Source organism: Pseudomonas rhizophila, from assembly GCF_003033885.1.
GTDB classification, from domain to species: Bacteria; Pseudomonadota; Gammaproteobacteria; order Pseudomonadales; family Pseudomonadaceae; genus Aquipseudomonas; species Aquipseudomonas rhizophila.
This window is the reverse complement of the sequence record NZ_CP024081.1, coordinates 725960-745035: the sequence shown is the minus strand read 5'-3', so window position 1 is coordinate 745035 and position 19076 is coordinate 725960. Positions and strand designations below refer to the sequence as shown.

Sequence of the window (19076 nt, the reverse complement as noted above, 5' to 3'; positions counted from 1 at the left end):
CCCATCTAAGACCCATACTCCATTGCGCAGGTGCCCCATGAGCGACCAGCACTCTACTGAAGCCACGAACGATTACGCCGACTCCGAACACATCGAACACACCTCCTCCGGCACCGGCCTGGCCCTGCCCGGCCAAAACCTGCCGGACAAGGTCTACATCATTCCAATCCACAATCGCCCGTTCTTCCCGGCCCAAGTGCTGCCGGTCATTGTCAATGAGGAACCTTGGGCTGAAACCCTGGAATTGGTCGCCAAATCCGAACACCATTCCCTGGCGCTGTTTTTCATGGACACGCCCCAGGAAGATCCGCGCCACTTCGACACCTCAGCGCTGCCGCTGTATGGCACGCTGGTCAAGGTGCACCACGCCAGTCGCGAAGGCGGCAAACTGCAGTTCGTTGCCCAGGGTCTGACCCGCGTGCGCATCCGCACCTGGCTCAAGCACCATCGCCCACCGTACCTGGTGGAAGTCGAATACCCGCACCAGCCAAGCGAGCCGACCGACGAGGTCAAGGCCTATGGCATGGCGTTGATCAATGCGATCAAGGAACTGCTTCCACTCAATCCGCTGTACAGCGAAGAGCTGAAGAATTACCTCAACCGCTTCAGCCCCAACGACCCGTCGCCCCTGACTGACTTTGCCGCCGCACTCACCTCGGCCACCGGCAGTGAGTTGCAGGAAGTGCTCGATTGCGTCCCCATGCTCAAGCGCATGGAAAAAGTGCTGCCGATGCTGCGCAAGGAAGTTGAAGTCGCGCGGCTGCAGAAGGAGATTTCTGCCGAGGTCAACAACAAGATTGGCGAGCATCAGCGCGAATTCTTCCTCAAGGAGCAGTTGAAGGTCATCCAGCAGGAGCTGGGGCTGACCAAGGACGATCGCAGCGCCGATATCGAACAATTCGAGCAACGGCTGGAGGGCAAGGACTTGCCGGCCCAGGCGCAAAAGCGCATCGAAGAGGAAATGAACAAGCTCTCGATCCTGGAAACCGGCTCGCCGGAATACGCGGTCACCCGCAATTACCTAGATTGGGCGACGTCGGTGCCGTGGGGCGTGTATGGCCAGGACAAGCTCGACCTCAAGCACGCGCGCAAGGTGCTCGACCAGCACCATGCCGGGCTGGGGGACATCAAGGACCGCATCCTCGAGTTTCTCGCCGTGGGTGCCTATAAAGGCGAAATCAGCGGCTCCATCGTGCTGCTGGTGGGGCCGCCGGGGGTGGGCAAGACCAGTGTCGGCAAGTCCATCGCCGAAACCCTGGGTCGGCCGTTCTACCGTTTCAGCGTCGGCGGCATGCGCGATGAAGCCGAAATCAAGGGCCATCGGCGCACCTACATCGGTGCTCAACCGGGCAAGCTGGTGCAGGCGCTTAAAGATGTCGAAGTGATGAACCCGGTGATCATGCTCGACGAGATCGACAAGATGGGTCAGAGCTACCAGGGCGATCCGGCCTCGGCCTTGCTGGAAACCCTCGACCCGGAGCAGAACGTCGAATTCCTCGATCACTACCTGGACCTGCGCCTGGACCTGTCGAAAGTGCTCTTCGTGTGCACCGCCAACACCCTGGACTCGATCCCTGGCCCGCTGCTGGACCGGATGGAAGTGATTCGCCTGTCCGGCTATATCACCGAAGAGAAGGTCGCCATCGCCAAGCGCCATTTGTGGCCCAAACAACTGGCCAAGGCCGGCGTGTCCAAAGGCAGCCTGAATATCACCGACAGCGCCCTCAAGGCCCTGATCGACGGTTATGCCCGTGAGGCCGGGGTGCGGCAGCTGGAGAAACAGCTGGGCAAGCTGGTGCGCAAGGCGGTGATGAAACTGATCGATGACCCGAAAGCCGTGATCAAGCTCGGGCCCAAGGACCTTGAGGCATCGCTGGGCAAGCCGGTGTTCCGCAACGAGCAAGTGCTGTCCGGCATCGGTGTGATTACCGGCCTGGCCTGGACCAGCATGGGCGGCGCGACGCTGCCGATCGAAGCGACGCGCATCCACACGCTCAATCGCGGCTTCAAGCTCACCGGGCAACTGGGGGAGGTGATGAAAGAGTCAGCAGAAATCGCCCACAGCTACGTCAGCTCGCATTTGAAGCAGTTTGGCGGCGATCCGAAGTTCTTCGACGAAGCCTTCGTTCACTTGCACGTACCGGAAGGCGCCACCCCCAAGGACGGTCCGAGTGCCGGGGTGACCATGGCCAGCGCCTTGCTGTCCCTGGCTCGCAACCAGGCGCCGAAAAAAGGCGTGGCCATGACCGGCGAACTGACCCTCACCGGGCACGTGCTGCCCATTGGTGGGGTGCGCGAGAAAGTGATCGCAGCGCGACGGCAGAAAATCAATGAGCTGATCCTGCCGGAAGCCAACCGGGGCAACTTCGAAGAACTGCCGGACTACCTCAAGGAAGGCGTCACCGTGCACTTCGCCAAGCGGTTTGCCGATGTGGCCAAGGTGTTGTTCTGATAGTCCTGTAGCGCTTGTGCGGGCCTCATCGCGAGCAGGCTCGCTCCCACAGTGGCTTTGTGTTGTTCACAACATGTGTGATCCACACCAAACCCTTGTGGGAGCGAGCCTGCTCGCGATAAGGCCATGAGATCCAACACATGCCCCGCTGACACACCCAGTAGCATCTTCGGTTATGCTCGCCGTTCGTCGTGAATGCCGGAGCCCTTATGTCCCTCACCCGCCTGCTCGTCCCTTTCAGCCTCGCCCTGCTGAGTGCCTGCGCCACGCAACCGAAACACAACGTGACCGTGGAAAAACTGAGCCAGTGCCCGGTGCAGCTCACTAACGGCCAGAACCTGATCCTGAATTTGCCCAGCAACCCCAGCACCGGTTATCGCTGGGCGGTCCAGGATTCGGCTGGCGGCGTGCTGAAGGCCTTGGGGCCTGAGGTTTACCGCAACCCGGAAGACGCCGGCATCGTCGGCGCGGCCGGGGTATCAACCTGGCGTTTCCAGGCATTTGCTGCCGGAACCGGTCGCTTGCGACTGACTTATCAACAGCCCTGGGCACCTGAAGTACCGCCGGTGGAAACCTTCGACTGCGCCATTTCGGTGAATTGACCATGGGTTGGCTGATCCTTGCATTGATGGGCGCGGCCACCTATGTGTACGGGCTCACTGTGCATGCCACCCTGCTGTGCCTGCTGGTCAAGCCGATGCCGGTGCTGGCCCTGCTCGGCTGGCTGCACGATGCGCCACCCAGCGAATATCGACGCTGGATCAGCCTGGGCCTGATTTTCTCGCTGGTGGGCGATGTGCTGCTGGCTTGGCCCGGGGATCTGTTCGTGTTCGGCCTTGGCGCGTTTCTGCTGGCGCACCTGGCCTATCTGAAAGCCTACCTCAGCGACTGTCGCCGTCCGGCGTTGCTATCGCTGGCCCTGGCATTGGGGCTTGGCGCAACGCTGCTGGGGATTCTGATATCGAGCGGTCTGGGGCCTTTGCTCGTCCCGGTGATTGTCTATGGCCTGGCCATCAGCGCCATGCTCTGGCGTGCGCTGGCGCGATTGGGTACTGAAGTCCCCGAGCGCTCGGCCTGGCTGGCCGCTGCCGGGGCTCTGGCGTTTGTGTTTTCCGACAGCGTCATTGGCATAAACCGGTTCGTGGCGCCCTTTCATGCCGCGCCTTACCTGATCATCATCAGTTATTGGCTGGGCCAGTGGGGCATTGCGGCGTCGGCCTTCACTCAAAAAAACCACTGAACCAGAGAGCAAGCCCGGCGCTCACAAAGGCTCGCTCCCAGAGGTTTTTTGGTTAAAATGCCGGCCTTTTCACCACCCATGCCGCTGGAACTGCCGTGAGCAAAGAACCCGATCGTCTATTCGCCCAGCCCCTGGCCCAGGTGCCTGACTTCGCCTTTAACGAGGACGTGGTGCGGGTGTTTCCGGACATGATCAAGCGTTCGGTGCCGGGTTACCCGACCATCGTCGAGAACCTGGGCGTGCTCGCCGCGCAATTTGCCCAGCCGGGCAGCGTCCTCTACGACCTGGGCTCGTCCCTGGGCGCGGTGACCCAGGCCCTGCGCCGCCATGTGCGCACCGACGGTTGCCGGGTGATTGCGGTGGATAACTCGGCGGCCATGGTCGAGCGCTGCCGCGAGTACCTTAACGGCCAGGACTCGATGTTCCAGGAGTTGCTGCCGGTTGAAGTGATCGAAGGCGACATCCTCGCCCTGACGTTCCAGCCGGCCTCGGTGGTAGCGCTGAACTTCACCCTGCAATTCATCGCGCCGGATCAGCGTACCGCCTTGTTGAGCCGCATCCGCCAGTCCCTGCTGCCCGGCGGTGCGTTGATCCTCTCGGAGAAGCTGCGCTTTAACGATGAACAAGAGCACGCGCTGCTCAACGACCTGCATGTGGCGTTCAAGCGTGCCAACGGCTACAGCGAGCTGGAAATTGCCCAGAAACGCAGCGCCATCGAAAACGTCATGAAGCCCGACAGCCTCGAAGAACACCGCGAACGCCTGATGGCCGCCGGGTTCTCGAAAGTCGTGCCGTGGTTCCAGTGTCTTAATTTTGCCTCGTTGATTGCCCTGCCATGATTGATCTGTCTCCCCTGGCCCGCCATCTGGCCGGCACCCCTCTGGCCGATTGGGCCGCGACGCTGCAAACGCAACTGGACAGCAAAATGGAAAAGGGTCATGGCGACCTGGAGCGTTGGCAAAGCGCCCTCGATGCCTTGCCGGTGCTGCAACCGACCCGGATCGACCTGCTGAACGGCCTGACCCTCGATACCGATTGCAGCGACGAAACCCGTGAACAGATGCGAACCGCGCTGATGGGCCTGTCGCCGTGGCGCAAAGGGCCGTTCGACCTGTTTGGCGTGCACGTTGACACCGAATGGCGTTCGGACTGGAAGTGGTCGCGGGTGGCCCCGCACCTTGATCTCAAAGGTAAGCGCATCCTCGATGTGGGCTGCGGCAACGGTTATTACATGTGGCGGATGCTCGGCGCTGGCGCCGACACGGTGATCGGCGTCGATCCCAACTGGCTGTTCTTCTGCCAGTTCCAGGCCGTGCAGCGTTACCTCGCGCAGCCCAACGCCTGGCACCTGCCATTTCCATTCGAGGCGCTGCCGCCGGAGCTGGAAGGCTTCGACACAGTGTTTTCCATGGGTGTGTTCTACCACCGTCGCTCGCCAATCGAGCATTTGCTGGCGCTCAAGGATTGCCTGGTCAAGGGCGGCGAACTGGTCCTGGAAACCCTGGTGATCGAGGGCGATGAACATCAGGTTCTGGTGCCCGAGGACCGTTACGCACAGATGCGCAACGTCTGGTTCCTGCCTTCAGTCCCAGCCCTGGAACGCTGGCTGCGCCGCGCCGGGTTCAGCGATGTGTGCTGTGTGGACGTGAGCTTGACCACCGTGGAAGAACAGCGCAGCACCGAGTGGATGAAGTATCAGTCGCTTAGCGACTTTCTCGATCCCGCCGACCACAGCAAAACCATCGAAGGACTGCCGGCGCCAATGCGGGCGGTGATTGTGGCGCGGAAATAAATCGCCCAGGTACCACAAACCCCTCTGTGGGAGCGGGCTTGCTCGCGAAGGCGGCAGCACATTCAACATGAATGCAAGCTGACCCACCGCTATCGCGAGCAAGCTCAGCTCCCACAGGGTACAGCGTCAGTCTTGGGATTTGGCTCTGCGGGCCTTGAAGAACTCGCTCAACACCGCACTGCACTCGTCAGCCAACACCCCGCCCTCGAACATCACCCGGTGATTGAGAAACCCCTGGCTGAAAAACTGCCCCTGGCTCTGCACAATGCCGGCCTTGGGCTCCAGGGCGCCGTAGACGACCCGGGCGATGCGCGAGTGAACGATGAGGCCGGCGCACATGCTGCACGGCTCCAGCGTCACATAGAGGGTGCTGCCGGGCAGGCGATAGTTGCTCACGGCCTGGGCGGCGGCGCGGATGGCGACCATTTCCGCATGGGCGCTGGGGTCGTGGCCGCTGATCGGGCAGTTGAAGCCGCGGCCGATGATCTCACCGTCCTGCACCAGCACCGCGCCCACCGGCACTTCACCCAAAGCCGCGCCTTGTGCGGCGAGGCTCAGGGCTTCGCGCATGAAATCCTGGTCACGGCTGCGGTCGATGATTTTGGCGGGGCGAATCTGGCGCATCACGCCACCTCGATGGCGGCCATCAGGCCGGTTTCCATGTGGTCGATCACATGGCAATGGAACATCCACACCCCCGGGTTATCCGCCACCAGCGCGACCTGCGCCCGCTCGTTCTTGCCCAGCAGGTAAGTGTCGGTGAAATATGGGATGACCTTGTGCCGGTTGGACGCAATCACTTTGAAGCTCATGCCGTGCAAATGGATCGGATGCTGGTACTGAGTCATGTTCTTCAATTCAAAAATGTAACTCTGGCCTTTTTTCAGCGTGGCGATTGGCCGGTCGGCGCAGGTCTTGTCGGTGATGTCCCAGGCCTTGCCGTTGATCTGCCACAAACTCGGTGGTTTGCCGTTGTCGACATTGACCGACACCGAACCGACCCACTCGAAATTGAAGTTGAGTTTCTCGGCATTGGCCAGGTCCGGCTCGGCCACCGGGTTAGGTGGCAGCGCGGGCGGCCACTGGGCCGGCGCCTCGTTGTTGGGCACGGAGCGCAAAGTGCCCAGCCGCACCGGACCATTGCGCAATGACAACTCCTCCCCGGCCGCCGGCGCCTTGATCGCCAGACAAATGCGCATGCCCGGACCCAGCCAGTATTCCTTGCCCAGCGGGCGCGGCGCGACAGGGTTACCGTCCAGGGCGTAGATCTGCGCCTCGACGCCAGGAATGTTGATGCGGTAGGTCAGGGTATTGTCCAGGTTCAGCAAGCGTACCCGGGTGATCTGTCCGGCCGGCAGATCAATCACCGGCAGCGGCACGCCGTTGATGGTCGACAAACGCCCGGCCGTCCCTCCACGGGCCGCTTCACGGGGAATGCTGAAGGCGACGAACTCGCCTTGCTCATCCACATGCCAGTTCTTGAGGCTGAGGGTTTGTTCGTATTTGAAGCCGGTGGGCTCACGCTCCTCGACAATCAAAGGTCCAACAAGCCCGCGACCGAGCTCTTCGCTGCTGTTGACGTGGGGGTGATACCAATAGCTGCCGGCGTCCGGCACGCGGAATTTGTAATCGAAGTATTCACCCGGCAGCACCGGCAATTGCGAGACATACGGCACACCGTCCATCTCCAGCGGCAGACGGATACCGTGCCAGTGAATGGTGGTCGCAACCGGCAGGTGATTAATGAAGCGCACCCGCAACCATTCGCCCTGACGCACCCGCAATTCAGTACCCGGTGCCGACGGACCAAAGGCCCAAGCCTGGGTCTTGTGCCCGGCCACCAGCTCCACGTCCAGGGGCGCGGCGATCAATTCATAGTCGTGACCGGCCTCGGCATCGGCCATCTTGCCCAACCAATACCGCGACGCGCCCCCCGCCCCTACGCCAACGACAACAAGACCGGCCAGGCCACCGAGTATTTGGCGACGGGTAAAGGACATTAAGCGACCACCTCTTGAATCTGCGACGGACCCTGGGGCCCGCAAAAGGCGAATACGATACACCTGCAATTGAGAAATATTAAGTGAAGGATTGTCGCGTCGCCCGGTCGAGCCATCATCGTCAGATGCGACAAGGGCGCCTAATGGCGCCCCAAGCGGTTCAGACCGTCACCCAACCAAAACTTCCAACTCTCTGACAGCCAAGCCAGGTAACCGCCGCCCCTCTTTCGCAACGTTGACCTGCAAAGCCACCTGCGCCAGATCCAACACGTGCTTGGGAAGTGAATAGCTGCCCTTGGCCTGCAGCCAGGTCAGGATGTCTGCCAAGTGCCAGATAGACGAACTCCCTTCGTGCACAGGCGTCGGGAAGCTGCCAGGATGAGCCAACATCAGCTTGCGCATGTTCTGTCGAGATACGCCTACGATTTCGGCTACGTCGGTCAGCCCGACCCAATCAGGAGCAACCTCGATCAGTTTGGCCGACGGCACCGCGCGGCGGACATCGCCCAGGGCACTAAGCACGGCCTTGATCGCATCCTCAGCCTCCCGAGTGAACTCAAGCGCCAGCCGCCCCGGTTGCCCAATGCCTACCAGAGCGTCGTCGCAGCCAGCCTCACCCAGCCGCTCGACCAGTTCATCCGCGGGACAGTCATCACCAGCGAGCTGATATTTCAAGGTAAAGGTGTATTCCATTTCCTAGTCCTCAGCACCGTCATCAGCTTCGCGCCAATTACGATGCGCAGTGCAATTGTCCACAACGCGCCGCAATGCTCGCGCGTGATTGCCAGGGTTCTTTGGCGTGCTCCATATCGACGTAATACAGAACTCACCGCAGCGGCAGTCCTCATCGTTATAAGGACAATAAGCCCGCCCCCAGGCGTGACTACCGCCAACTACTACACGCCAGCCCTGCGCTTCGGCATGCCTAAGCACTTCTTCGACCTCTTTCTTCGGGTGCGAGGGACGACTCATCCGTGATCTCCAGTATTCGCATGGCCCACCAGGTTGTCAATCGACAACCTTGGCCCGCTCTTCAATAGCTGCGATTCCCGCAGGCCATACCGCCCGATGATAAGCGCCTCTCGGCCCCCGCTGAGACGGTAATCGTAGCGAAACGTGACGGGAAAACCGCCTGACAGAAGCTTTCCTCAGGAGACCCGCAGATGAGAAATAGTAAGGCCAGTCAAAATGAAAAAACCCTGGAGAGGTTATCCACAGGGTTTTCCTGTACACATCGATACGGTGGTCATTCGTGCAGCATGCGCAGATAAGAGACTCTTCGCGCATCTGCTGCGTTGAATCAGCAACTTGGGGATCGAAATCGGATCTATAAATGGCGCGCTTCGAACTGGGATAGGCTGGTCGCCACATCCTGCCATCGCCGCCCTAACTTAACCAAGAACTACACCGCCAATGCCGACTTCAATGCCGATGCTGCCAATTGCCAAGGTGTGTTACGACAGATGATGAGTAGATACTTTTCCTGTCGTGGGACATTGGCCGGCTTCTATAAAGCCTGGATGGTGATGGTCAGCGCGCTTCTCATCGCCTGCCAATCGCCGCGCGAGGCACTGCAACAACTGGCTGAAGAGCACGGCCGACAATGGGAGGTCTTGCCAGGCCACGCCTTCCCCCTCCTCATACTTGCGCCGCACACTGGGGAAAAGATGACTCGCCTGCGTGTCTACCTGGAAGGCGATGGCCATTCCTGGGCGACGGCCACTCAACCCAGCCTGGATCCGAGCCCGCACAATCTGTTAGTGCCACGACTGGCGGTCGATGATCCGACACCGAACGCGTACCTGGCACGCCCCTGCCAGTTCGTCATGGCCGCAGCCTGTCAATCAGCACTCTGGACCAATCGCCGCTTTTCTCAGGAAGTGGTCACCCGTCTCAGCCAGGCGCTGGACCAACTGAAACAGCGATATGGCAATAGGGAGTTCGAACTGGTGGGGTATTCAGGTGGAGCCGCTCTCGCATTATTGTTAGCGGCACAGCGCAATGATGTTACCCAGGTGCAAACCCTTGCTGGCAATCTCAGTCCACGTCTGTGGGCGACGATGAAAGGACTGTCGCCACTCGACGGTTCACTGGATCCGCTGGACTATCGTAGTCGACTCGCCTTATTGCCCCAGCGTCATCTCATCGGAGAAGCAGACCTGATTGTTCCAGGTCGTTTAGCTGATAGGTACCAACAGGCGCTGGGCTCGCCCCTTTCCCAATACGTCCATGTACCAGGAGCCAGCCATGATAGGGGGTGGGAAGCGACATGGAGCCGGTGGGCCAAAATTCCATTGGCACATGAGAATCCTGAGATTAAGGGTGGGCACGTCCGTTTAAAAACATCCGAACACCATTCCCCCTAGTGCCTGACCCGGGCGTGACCACGACGGCGACCTTAAGTTCCGCTTATTGCTGAATAACCCTATAAAGCCTCAAAAAATAACTGTAACGTCGCATTTTTTAGCTTTTTCTTCGTCATTTATTCTTTTTATGGTGATTTGCCCTACAAGCATCGTGTAAATTTCACCGCGCTTGAATCAGCACTTCACTGACAAGCTGGCAGGGAAGCCTAAAACAGACGCTGACGCGCAGGTTGTTCTCTGTCAGTTTCTACCCTGTAAGGATACTGTCTTGAACATCTCCCACCTGCGCCGCTCGTTGTTGGCGCTGTCCATCGCGGCTGCCACTGCCACGGTCCATGCCGCACCCGCACCCGACTTCAACCACGACCTGAGCACAGGGGCATACAGCAGCTCCGGTGACGTTTTCAATAACGCCACCTTCACCGGGACGTCGCAAAACGCTGGTGTAGAGCTGACCGACGTGACCCTGGCGGGCAACCTGGTCAACCAGGGCAACATCAACCTGACGGCCGCGAACCCCAGCGACATCCCGGCCGGCCTCGCCATGACCCTCAATTCCACCGTCGCTGGCGATCTGGTAAATCATGGCGACATTACGGTGAGCGGCAATGGCGCCATGGGGCTGGACCTGTATCTGGCGAATATCGCTGGCGAAGTGAACAACAACGGCAACATCACTGTGACTGGCGAAGATGCCAACGGCATGATGATCACCTCGACCCAGGCGAACATCAATAACTCGGGCACTATCACCGCTCGTGGCATCGACTCTGCGGGTATCGAGATCGAGAACGCTCGCTTTACCGGTCAGATGACAGGCGCTCCCTTCAAGAGCGATATCAACAACAGCGGGACTATCTCCGCCGATGGAGTCGGTATCCATTTTCGCAGTCTCGACACCTCCGGCGGTTTCGACATCCTCACCATCAGGCAGACAGGTGGCCTGATCGAAGGCGGCACCGCAGCAATTCTGGCGGACGACAATGCCTCCCCTTCGTATTTCTACTGGCAAGGTGGTCAGGTCAAGGGTGACCTGCTGGGCCTGAGTGGTGTGCTGGTGCAAGGGGACGCGATGTTCGATGGCTCGACCATCCGCGCCGGTTTCGTCGATATCGACGGGGGCCGCCTGACTCTGCTTCGCCCGCAGACTACGATTGTGGGCGACCTCGACATGGACAGCGAGACTGCGCGTTTGCGCCTGCTGCTGGACAACAACACACTGCCCAACACGCCGATCCTGAAAGTCACCGGCAATACCTACTTCTCTCCAGGCAGCCAGATCGAACTGCAGGCTCGCTCCGACGACTTCCGCACGTCGGGCACCCGCTACACCCTCATCAACTCTGGCACTTGGGAAGACCCGCAGAACCTGTCCGTGGTTTCCTCCTCGGCGTTGCTTGAGGTGAGGAACTTCGGCATTGAAGGCCAGGACGTGAAAGCACTGGTTGCCACCCGCAGTGATGAGGCGATCACGCAAGACCTGCTGGGTGCCCGTGGTTCGCGCAACGCGGTGAACGCCATCAATCCGTTCAAGAACACGGTCATGGGCCAGTTGGACGAAAGTGACCCGGTATTCCAGCGTTTCGCCAACGCCGCCACCAGTGAAGATCTGGCCAAACTTGCCGAAACCCTGACCCCGGACGTCAGCCGCGGGGCGATCAACGCCGCCACCAACAGCCAGAACCTGGTCGCAAGTGCCATCAACCGCCGCGCCAGCAAAGCGCGTAGCGGTCTGTCCTCCGGTGACGTCCTGGCAGAACAAGGCGTATGGCTGCAAGCGCTGTCCAGCGATGCCAACCAGGACAGCCGCCACGGTATCGACGGCTACGACGCCAACACCAACGGCATCGCCGTGGGTGCCGACGGCAAGCTCAACGCCGATACCACCATGGGCCTGGCTTACAGCTACCTGACCAGCGACGTCAAATCCGACCTGGGCCACAAAACCGACGTCAGCGGCCATGCACTGACCCTGTACGGCAACTGGACCCATGACAACTTCTTTGTCGACACCTCGCTGATGTATGGCTGGAACGACAACGAGTCCAAACGCTACATCGCCGGTACCCGCGCCAAGGCCGATTACGACAGTGAGATCTTCGGCGTCAACGCACTGGCAGGCTACACTTTCCAGCTCGACAAGCAGTGGCTGCTGGAACCACAGATCGGTGCGCGTTATGCCAACGTGTCGATTGATTCGTACCGTGAAAAAGGTAGCTCAGCCGCCCTCAACGTCGGCAGCCAGCGTTATGAAATCGGCGAAATGGGCCTGGGCGCTCGTCTGGCGGCCGCTTTTGACGTAGGTGTGGGCAGCCTGGAACCGGAAGCCAAGCTGATGGCCTGGCACGATTTCATCGGCGACAAGGCCGGCACCACCTCCACCTTCGTACTCGGTGGTACCCCCTTCACCACCACAGGCGCGACACCGGCGCGCGACAGCTACGAGCTGGGACTGGGCGCGAACTACCGCGTGGGCGCGTGGAGCGTGGGAGGGACGTACAACTACCTGACCAGCAGTGGTTTCGACGCCGACACCTTCACTGCGAACGTGCGTTACGACTTCTGATCAACGTGTTCGTCTGAAACAACAAAACCCGCCAATGCGGGTTTTGTTGTTTGAGGCTGATGGTAAAGCCCGTAGCGTCTGGCGATGTCACCTGCCTGACTGAATATCACCCAGGTCACAATTCTGTTTCGACCTGGGGCTCTCTAGTTTTTTACTTATAAAACAGAGAGCTGCGGATCAGCCTTATTCCCACTCAATCGTCGCCGGCGGCTTGCTCGACACGTCATACGTCACGCGGGAGATGCCTTCGATTTCGTTGATGATCCGACCGGAAACGGTTTCCAGCAGCTCGTACGGCAGGTGTGCCCAGCGCGCGGTCATGAAGTCGATGGTTTCCACGGCGCGCAGGGCCACGACCCAGGCGTAACGACGGCCATCGCCGACCACGCCAACCGATTTCACCGGCTGGAACACCACGAACGCCTGGCTGACCTTGTGGTACCAGTCGGCCTTGCGCAGTTCTTCGATGAAGATGTGGTCGGCGCGACGCAGCAGGTCGGCGTATTCCTTCTTCACTTCACCAAGGATCCGCACGCCCAGGCCCGGGCCCGGGAATGGGTGGCGGTAGACCATGTCGTACGGCAGGCCCAGTTCCAGGCCGAGGCGACGCACCTCGTCCTTGAACAACTCGCGCAGCGGCTCGACCAGCTTGAGGTTCATTTCTTCCGGCAGGCCACCGACGTTGTGGTGGGACTTGATCACGTGGGCCTTGCCGCTCTTGGCGCCGGCCGACTCGATCACGTCGGGGTAGATGGTGCCTTGGGCCAGGTACTTGATGTTGTCCAGCTTGCAGGATTCGGCATCGAATACGTCGATGAAGGTGCGGCCGATGATCTTGCGCTTCTTCTCCGGGTCGGACTCGCCGGCCAGGTTGTTCAGGAACTGCTCTTCGGCGTTGGCGCGGATCACCTTGACGCCCATGTTCTCGGCGAACATGGCCATCACTTGCTCGCCTTCGTGCAGGCGCAGCAGGCCGTTGTCGACGAAGACGCAGGTCAGTTGATCGCCGATGGCCTTGTGCAGCAGCGCGGCAACCACCGAGGAGTCCACGCCGCCGGACAAGCCGAGCAGTACGTTGTCGGTGCCGACCTGGGCGCGGACCTGGGCGATGGCGTCTTCAGCGATTTTCGATGGCGTCCAGAGGGCTTCGCACTCGCAGATATCGAGGATGAAACGCGACAGGATGCGACCGCCTTGCTTGGTATGAGTCACTTCCGGGTGGAACTGCACGCCGTAGTAACGGCGGTCATCGTTGAACATGCCGGCGATCGGGCAGCTCGGGGTGCTGGCCAGGATGTGGAAGTCTTCCGGCATCTTGGTGACCTTGTCACCGTGGCTCATCCACACGTCGAGGCCAAACAGGCCGTCGGCATCGATATGGTCTTCGATGCCGTCCAACAGGCGGCTCTTGCCGACCACGTCGACGCGGGCATAACCGAACTCACGCAGGTCGGAGCCTTCTACCTTGCCGCCCAGCTGTTCAGCCATGGTCTGCATGCCGTAGCAGATACCGAAGACCGGCACGCCCAGGTCGAACACCGCTTGCGGGCAACGCGGGCTGTCGGCTTCGTGCACAGACTCGGGGCCGCCGGCGAGGATGACGCCTTTAGGCGCGAATTCGCGAATCGCTTCGTCATCCATGTCGAACGGATGCAATTCGCAGTACACGCCGATTTCACGCACGCGGCGGGCGATCAGCTGGGTGTACTGGGAACCGAAGTCGAGGATCAGGATGCGGTGAGCGTGAATGTCGAGGGCCATGACTCATTCTCATGTAGTGAATCAGAAACAACTCGGGGCTGAATGAACAGCCCCGGTGATTAACGTTTTGCTGAAGGCCTTAACCTACGCGGTAGTTCGGCGCTTCCTTGGTGATCTGTACGTCGTGGACATGGGACTCGGCCATGCCGGCACCGGTGATACGCACGAATTCCGGCTTGGTGCGCATCTCTTCGATGTTGGCGCTGCCGGTGTAGCCCATGGAAGAACGCAGGCCGCCCATCAGTTGATGGATGATGGCGCTCAGGGTGCCTTTGTACGGCACGCGACCTTCGATGCCTTCGGGCACCAGCTTCTCGGCACCCGCAGAGGAGTCCTGGAAGTAACGGTCGGAAGAGCCTTGGGCCTGGGACATGGCACCCAGCGAGCCCATGCCGCGGTAAGCCTTGTAGCTGCGGCCCTGGAACAGTTCGATCTCGCCTGGCGCTTCTTCAGTACCGGCAAACATCGAACCCATCATCACGCAGGAGGCCCCGGCGACGATGGCCTTGGACAGGTCACCGGAGAAGCGGATGCCGCCGTCGGCGATCAACGGTACGCCAGTGCCTTCAAGGGCTGCGGCGACGTTGGCGATGGCGCTGATTTGCGGCACGCCGACACCGGCAACGATGCGGGTGGTGCAGATCGAGCCTGGGCCGATACCGACCTTGACCGCATCGGCGCCAGCTTCGGCCAGGGCCTTGGCGGCAGCGCCGGTGGCGATGTTGCCGCCGATCACCTGCACTTCAGGGAAGTTCTGCTTGACCCAGCGAACGCGGTCGATCACGCCTTTGGAGTGACCGTGGGCGGTGTCGACCACCACCACGTCGACGCCGGCATTGACCAGGGCCGCGACGCGGTCGCCAGTGTCCTTGCCGGTGCCGACCGCAGCGCCTACGCGCAGACGACCCTGGTCGTCCTTGCTGGCCAGCGGATAAGCCTTGGCTTTTTCGATGTCATTGACGGTCATCATGCCCTTGAGGGCGAACTTGTCGTCGACGATCAGCACGCGCTCGATGCGGTGCTTGTGCAGCAACTCGCGAACTTCGTCCTTGCCGATGCCTTCCTTGACCGTGACCAGACGCTCTTTAGGCGTCATCACCTGACGGACGGTGGCGTCCAGGCGGTTCTCGAAACGCACGTCGCGGGAGGTGACGATGCCGACCAGGTCGCCATCGTGCAGCACCGGAACGCCGGAGATGTTGTGCATGCGGGTCAGTTCGAACAGATCACGAACCGTGGCGTCAGCCTCGATGGTGATCGGGTCCTTGACCACGCCAGCCTCGAACCGCTTGACCTTGCGCACTTCGGCGGCCTGCTGTTCGATGGTCATGTTCTTGTGGATGATACCGATACCGCCTTCCTGGGCCATGGCAATGGCCAGACGGGCTTCGGTCACGGTGTCCATGGCGGCGGAAACCAACGGGATATTCAGTTCGATGCCACGGGTAAGACGGGTTTTGAGACTGACTTCGTTAGGCAGTACCTCGGAATAACCGGGCACTAGGAGAATGTCGTCGAAGGTCAGAGCTTCTTGGCTGATACGCAGCATCGCGGGGGCTCCCGAGCGGGAAAATGGAAGCGCGCCATTATATACATGCACCCCCTCTGGCTCAATGTAAAACTCTGTCTATTATTGTCGGGGTGATTGAAGGGGCTAAACACTGCCCGATTGCTACACATTCCCTTGTGGGAGCGAGCCTGCTCGCGATAGCGGTGTATCGGTCAACACCGTGCCAACTGACCCGACGCCAATCGCGAGCAGGCTCGCTCCCACAGGGGGGGAATCGCTCTCTTACAACTCCACCTTCACCCAACTCACCGGCTGATCCAGCCAGTCGGCGAACTCGTCGATAAAGTCCTGCTTGAACCCCGCCTCGAGCCAGTTGTTGAAGATAAACCCCAAATTGGAAAAGCCACACGGTTGCAGGAACAGAAACCCGTTGATGTCATCTTCATGCCCACACTCTGGGCAGGTGAAGTTGTCGGTGCGGGCCGGCATCCAGTCTTCCAGGCTTTCGAACAGCGCCTCGCCGATTTCCTTGCGGCATTCGGCGCAGCCCGCTTCCTCGAGAAAGCCTTTGGCCGGGGTATAGATGCAGCGCTTGGTGATGATTTCCAGGCCATTGACCGGTTCGCCAAACGGCAAGGCCTCAGGGTGCGTGACCACCTCGCGGGCGCCGGGGGCGATGGCGTGGGCCATGCGATTGCCGGTACGCCCGCAGGTGGTCAGTTGTTCTTCGACGATATTCTTGCGCACCAGCCAGCGCACAACCGCCCGGGCCCGAGGCTCGTGGACCGGCAAGGAGGAAATTTTCGGGACGATGATGCTTTGCGAATTCATGGGACATCCTGCGGCGAATCTACGGGTGGCGACGAGCAAGCCCGCGCCCACCTTGAACCTATGGGCAATGGTGCATTGTACCGTGCCAATTCCCGGAAGGTTTTTCGGTGAACATGGAGATTGAGCAGCGAATGCCCTTATCATGCTGCCCATGATTAAAGATCCCTTTGCCCGACTGGGCCTGGACCGCGAGGTCCTGACTGTCAGCCAGCTCAACGGCCGTGCGCGGGTGCTGCTTGAAGACGTGTTCAGCAACATCTGGGTCGAGGGCGAAATTTCCAACCTTGCCCGCCCTGCCTCCGGCCATGTGTATTTCACCCTCAAGGACAGCGGCGCCCAGGTGCGTTGCGCACTCTTCCGGCAAAATGCCGCGCGGGTGCGTCAAGCCCTCAAAGACGGACTGGCGGTGAAAGTACGCGGCAAGGTCTCACTGTTCGAGGGCCGCGGCGACTATCAGCTGATTCTCGACACCGTGGAACCGGCCGGCGATGGCGCCCTGCGCCTGGCCTTCGATGCGCTCAAGGAAAAGCTCAGCGCCGAAGGCCTGTTCAGCGCCGAGCGCAAGGTGCCGCTGCCGGCCCATCCGCAACGCATCGGCATCATCAGTTCGCCCACCGGCGCGGTGATCCGCGACATCATCAGCGTGTTCCGCCGCCGTGCGCCGCAGATTTCCCTGACGCTGATCCCCACCGCCGTACAGGGCCGCGAAGCCACCGCGCAAATCGTCCGTGCGCTGAAACTGGCGGATGCCCGGGGGTTCGATGCGCTGATCCTGGCCCGAGGCGGCGGCTCGCTGGAAGACTTGTGGTGCTTCAACGAAGAAGCCGTGGCCCGGGCGGTGGACGCCTGCGTCACGCCGATCGTCAGCGCCGTCGGCCATGAAACCGACGTATCCATCAGCGATTTCGTCGCTGACGTGCGCGCCCCGACCCCGTCCGCCGCTGCCGAACTGCTGGCCCCCGATGCCGGCGACCTGGTGCGCCGGGTCGAAAGCCTGCACCGGCGGCTGGTGATGCGCATGCGCGATCGCCTGATGCGCGATCAACTGCGCCTCGAAGGGCTGACCCGACGCCTGCGCCACCCCGGTGAGCGCCTACGCCAGCAAGCCCAGCGCCTCGACGACCTGGACATGCGCATGCGCCGGGCTTTCGAGCGCAGCCTCAATACCCGCCGCGAACGCCTGATCCGCCTGGAAACCCGCCTGGCCGCGCAACATCCGGGGCGGCACCTGGCACTGCTGCGCCAACGCCTGGACAGCCTCGCCGCGCGCCTGCCCCGGGCCATGCGCGAGGGCCTGAAGGCGCGACGCCTGCAACTGCAAAACCAGATGCAGACGCTGCACATCGTCAGCCCCCTGGCGACCCTCGGCCGCGGCTACAGTATTTTGCTCGACGAACGCGGCCAGGCGATCCGCAACGCCGCGCAGACCCAAACCGGCCAGCGCCTGACCGCGCGGCTCGGTGAAGGCGAACTGCTGGTGCGGGTCGAAGACAATCACCTGACGCCGGTCACCCTTTCTCTATTGGATTGATTCATGCCGCGATATCTCGCCCCATTGCTCTTGCTGTGCCTGACCTTCAACGCCAACGCCGACAGTTACATCACCCGTCTGCTGAACAAACCGGTGCCCGGCGGCGTGGCCGTGGTGGACCTGGGCAGCGCGGCCCAGGCGCCAAAAGCCAGTTACCAGGGCAAACCGGTGCTGGTGGTCAAGGAAAAGGACAACTGGCTGGCGATTGTCGGCATCCCGCTGACGGTCAAGCCCGGCACCCAGCAGATCAGCAGCGGCGGCAGCACCCAGCCGTTCGTGGTCGGCTATAAAAAGTACCCCGAGCAACACATCACCCTGAAGAACAAGCGCCAGGTCAATCCGAACCCGGCGGACCTCAAACGCATCAACGCCGAACTGGCCGTGCAACTGAAGGCCTATCGCAGCTTCAGCCCGAACATCCCCAGTAACCTGCTGCTGGACAAGCCGGTCAATGGTCCGATGTCGAGCAAGTTCGGCGTGCGGCGCTTCTTCAACGGCGAAGAACGCAACCCCCACGCCGGCCTGGACTTCGCCGTGCCCGCCGGCACACCCATCAAGACTCCGGCCGCTGGCAAGGTGATCCTCACCGGCAATTACTTCTTCAATGGCAACACCGTGTTTGTCGATCACGGCCAGGGTTTCATCAGCATGTTCTGCCACATGTCGAAGATCGACGTGAAGGTCGGCCAGCAGCTCAAGCGCGGCACGGTCGTCGGCAAAGTCGGCTCCACGGGCCGGGCAACTGGCCCGCACATGCACTGGAATATCAGCCTGAACGATGCGCGGGTGGATCCGGCGATTTTTATCGGGGCATTCCAGCCCTGAGTTTTTGCGGTGAAGCTGCCGGCCTGACCGCGAGCAGGCTCGTTCCCACATTTGGATCTCTTGTGAACACAACATTTGTGACCAACAGAAAATCCCTGTGGGAGCGAGCCTGCTCGCGATGACGGCAGCCACATCACCACCATCCAGCGAATTGCCAAGCTCAAAACATCGACGCAATTTCCAAGATGAACACTTCGAACCT

16 protein-coding genes are annotated in these 19076 nt (G+C 60.9%); 9 read left to right on the top strand and 7 right to left on the bottom strand.

The genetic code is table 11. The features are described 5' to 3' along the window. Positions 1 to 37: 37 nt before the first annotated feature. The 5 genes from lon to cmoB all read left to right on the top strand — a co-directional run bounded on the left by lon (position 38) and on the right by cmoB (position 5484). Positions 38 to 2452 carry an endopeptidase La gene (lon, locus tag CRX69_RS03420; RefSeq protein ID WP_047227497.1) on the top strand — a complete coding sequence of 805 codons (2415 nt, stop codon included), beginning with the start codon at positions 38 to 40 and terminating at the stop codon, positions 2450 to 2452. A 209-nt stretch (positions 2453 to 2661) separates the two neighbouring features. Then, the gene (locus CRX69_RS03415) at positions 2662 to 3054 is read left to right on the top strand and encodes a protease inhibitor I42 family protein (RefSeq protein WP_107321546.1); all 393 of its coding nucleotides are present in this window, start codon (positions 2662 to 2664) and stop codon (positions 3052 to 3054) included. Between the two features lie 2 nt (positions 3055 to 3056). After that, positions 3057 to 3692, top strand: coding sequence for a lysoplasmalogenase (locus CRX69_RS03410; protein ID WP_047227495.1), 636 nt, complete (start codon positions 3057 to 3059; stop codon positions 3690 to 3692). 95 nt (positions 3693 to 3787) lie between these two features. Beyond that, the gene (gene cmoA, locus CRX69_RS03405; protein WP_107321545.1) at positions 3788 to 4531 is read left to right on the top strand and encodes a carboxy-S-adenosyl-L-methionine synthase CmoA; all 744 of its coding nucleotides are present in this window, start codon (positions 3788 to 3790) and stop codon (positions 4529 to 4531) included. Beyond that, entirely contained in the window at positions 4528 to 5484 is a 957-nt protein-coding gene (gene cmoB / locus CRX69_RS03400) for a tRNA 5-methoxyuridine(34)/uridine 5-oxyacetic acid(34) synthase CmoB (RefSeq protein ID WP_107321544.1), read from the top strand. Before cmoA ends, cmoB begins: the two co-directional genes overlap by 4 nt. Positions 5485 to 5610: 126 nt before the next feature. Here cmoB and tadA read toward each other — a convergent pair whose 3' ends face one another. The 4 genes from tadA to CRX69_RS27800 all read right to left on the bottom strand — a co-directional run bounded on the left by tadA (position 5611) and on the right by CRX69_RS27800 (position 8456). After that, positions 5611 to 6108: a tRNA adenosine(34) deaminase TadA gene (gene tadA, locus CRX69_RS03395; RefSeq protein WP_047227492.1), complete on the bottom strand. Its 498-nt coding sequence runs from the start codon at positions 6106 to 6108 to the stop codon at positions 5611 to 5613. Further along, the gene (locus CRX69_RS03390; protein ID WP_076386220.1) at positions 6108 to 7484 is read right to left on the bottom strand and encodes a multicopper oxidase family protein; all 1377 of its coding nucleotides are present in this window, start codon (positions 7482 to 7484) and stop codon (positions 6108 to 6110) included. Before CRX69_RS03390 ends, tadA begins: the two co-directional genes overlap by 1 nt. Positions 7485 to 7652: 168 nt before the next feature. After that, positions 7653 to 8177 (bottom strand): helix-turn-helix transcriptional regulator, encoded by a 525-nt coding sequence (locus CRX69_RS03385; RefSeq protein WP_047227490.1) that lies wholly within the window; start codon positions 8175 to 8177, stop codon positions 7653 to 7655. 3 nt (positions 8178 to 8180) lie between these two features. Continuing rightward, entirely contained in the window at positions 8181 to 8456 is a 276-nt protein-coding gene (locus CRX69_RS27800; RefSeq protein ID WP_107321543.1) for a hypothetical protein, read from the bottom strand. Positions 8457 to 8950: 494 nt separating this feature from the next. Between CRX69_RS27800 and CRX69_RS03375 the strand changes: the two genes are divergently transcribed. Together CRX69_RS03375 and CRX69_RS03370 are read left to right on the top strand one after the other, a co-directional pair. Further along, positions 8951 to 9850 (top strand): alpha/beta hydrolase family protein, encoded by a 900-nt coding sequence (locus CRX69_RS03375; RefSeq protein ID WP_047227594.1) that lies wholly within the window; start codon positions 8951 to 8953, stop codon positions 9848 to 9850. A 268-nt stretch (positions 9851 to 10118) separates the two neighbouring features. Next, a complete protein-coding gene (locus tag CRX69_RS03370) occupies positions 10119 to 12416 on the top strand; it encodes an autotransporter family protein (RefSeq protein ID WP_107321542.1) in 2298 nt (765 codons plus the stop codon). Positions 12417 to 12599: 183 nt separating this feature from the next. Here CRX69_RS03370 and guaA read toward each other — a convergent pair whose 3' ends face one another. The 3 genes from guaA to CRX69_RS03355 all read right to left on the bottom strand — a co-directional run bounded on the left by guaA (position 12600) and on the right by CRX69_RS03355 (position 16518). Further along, positions 12600 to 14177, bottom strand: coding sequence for a glutamine-hydrolyzing GMP synthase (guaA, locus tag CRX69_RS03365; protein WP_047227488.1), 1578 nt, complete (start codon positions 14175 to 14177; stop codon positions 12600 to 12602). A gap of 79 nt (positions 14178 to 14256) precedes the next feature. Further along, entirely contained in the window at positions 14257 to 15726 is a 1470-nt protein-coding gene (gene guaB, locus CRX69_RS03360; protein WP_047227487.1) for an IMP dehydrogenase, read from the bottom strand. 243 nt (positions 15727 to 15969) lie between these two features. Beyond that, complete coding sequence (locus CRX69_RS03355) at positions 15970 to 16518, bottom strand: sugar ABC transporter ATPase (RefSeq protein ID WP_107321541.1); 549 nt, start codon at positions 16516 to 16518, stop codon at positions 15970 to 15972. 151 nt (positions 16519 to 16669) lie between these two features. On the opposite strand from CRX69_RS03355, the gene xseA reads away from it, so the two are divergent. Next, positions 16670 to 18049, top strand: a complete 1380-nt coding sequence (gene xseA / locus CRX69_RS03350; RefSeq protein WP_107323227.1) for an exodeoxyribonuclease VII large subunit — start codon at positions 16670 to 16672, stop codon at positions 18047 to 18049. Positions 18050 to 18052: 3 nt separating this feature from the next. Beyond that, positions 18053 to 18874: a peptidoglycan DD-metalloendopeptidase family protein gene (locus tag CRX69_RS03345; RefSeq protein ID WP_047227485.1), complete on the top strand. Its 822-nt coding sequence runs from the start codon at positions 18053 to 18055 to the stop codon at positions 18872 to 18874. Positions 18875 to 19076: the final 202 nt, after the last annotated feature.